Raw genomic sequence first — 1,746 nt, forward strand, 5'->3', positions numbered from 1 at the left:
CGCAACACTGACCCCGCGCTCTCGCACCAACTTCACTGCCTCAAGCTTGTACTCGCGGCTGAATTTCCTTCGTTGCATTCATGCGCTCCAGTTTCATCGGAAACACCTTAACTCGGTGTCCACGAAACCGGCAGCAGGCCAGTACCGGCATCCATAAAGGTCACGGACGCCATGACTGGTTATGTGATGATCTACGGTACGCCGGGCAGCTGATAGGAGATATTAGACCTCCAGATGCCCCTTGGGTGATAGAGGCTCAAATTCTGGCCAAGCCGGGGGAGATCCTAGGTGTTCCCCAGGATTGGAGCGATGCCGCGTGTATCGTTTCCGTGACAGGTTCGAACGCAGTTGAGGTTGTAGAGCGCCTGGAGATGACAATCGAACAGATTTCTTCGCAGGTCACTTCAGCACGTCACTGACGTAGTGAACCTGGGATTCCCGGCTGAGCGTTCGACGCGATCTGAAAAGAAGAGAAGGAATGCGAGGAAGGAAACAAACCTTTAGTTTAGCCACACAGATATCGCCACCTAGGGTTGACACATATAGGCATTCGCGTTATCCTCGAGTCAAGTGAGAGCCCCAGTGACCCTGTAAGTTGTGAGGTCAATTATGCTCATTGCTCAAATCAGCGATGTACACGCCAGTATTGATAACGGCAATCTTGCTCGACTGGATTCGGCAGTTGGCTGGCTCTGCTGCGTTCGGCCTGATGCAACCATCGTAACGGGCGATCTGACAGACAACGGCTGGAGCGACGGCTACAAAGAAATAAAGGTCATTTTGGAGAAGATTGGGTCTCCACTCAGTGTCATACCAGGAAACTCCGATGACCCGCTGATGATGCGTAATTTGTTCGCCGAGACTCATGGTTGGGAAGGATCTTCAGCCCTTCACACAGAGCTAAACCTTGGCGGAATTCGAGCTATTGCTCTCGATGTTACTGTTGCAGGAGAGGCTCATGGCAATATCGAACGTCATATTGAATGGCTTGAGAACAAGCTCAACGCAGACCATGGAAGCAAAACAATAATTTTCACTCATCAGCATCTATTTCCCTCTGGAATAAATGCTATCGACGTCTCTATGTGTCGGGGATATGAGAAACTTGAAGAATTAATTGTAAGACGTGAGATTCGGCCAATTGCCATTTCTAGCGGCCACGTCCACCGTCCGATGGCAAGTGTAATTGCGGGTGTTCCAAGCTACATATGCGGATCTATTTGTCCCGCAAATCCTCTCCTCCTGGACAGTTGGCGAAACCCGCCTGTCACAGATCCTCCATCTCTGATGATCCACGATCTTCGTTCGGGACGGTTAGTTAGCAGCCACGTAAGTATTGGATCTTGTCACTAGATTTTTGGCGTTGTTTGGTCTTCGAAACAGTGGCTTCAACCCGTTAAAATGGGTCACTTCATATGTATACCAGATCAAAGGATAGTTTCGAGAAGTCTCGAGATTTAAGGGATTGAAATACAGAGAGTTTACATGGGAGTGTAGGAAATGGCTAATACACATTGGCCTGCTGCCGTTTTTTCGGACACCGAGTTAGGCTAATCCCACCTTGTTTTCAAATTCCATCGGGCTGAGATAGCCCAGTGTCGAATTCCGACGCTTGGGATTGTAGAAGCGCTCGATGTAATCGAACACGTCCGCCTTTGCATCGTCTCTGGTTCTGTAGACCTTGCGAGCTGTCCTTTCCGTTTTGAGTGACGAGAAGAAGCTTTCCATCGCGGCATTGTCCCAGAC

General features: G+C 49.7%; 2 protein-coding genes. One reads left to right on the forward strand and one right to left on the reverse strand.

The window, feature by feature from the left end:
- The first annotated feature begins 609 nt into the window (after positions 1 to 609).
- Positions 610 to 1,353 carry a metallophosphoesterase gene (locus AC0TNJ_RS00100; RefSeq protein ID WP_473769862.1) on the forward strand — a complete coding sequence of 248 codons (744 nt, stop codon included), beginning with the start codon at positions 610 to 612 and terminating at the stop codon, positions 1,351 to 1,353.
- Positions 1,354 to 1,545: 192 nt separating this feature from the next.
- Here AC0TNJ_RS00100 and AC0TNJ_RS00105 read toward each other — a convergent pair.
- On the reverse strand, positions 1,546 to 1,746 hold a 201-nt coding region (locus AC0TNJ_RS00105; RefSeq protein WP_473769863.1), incomplete at its 5' end, for an IS3 family transposase.

This window comes from Ochrobactrum sp. PL_is483, assembly GCF_055816855.1.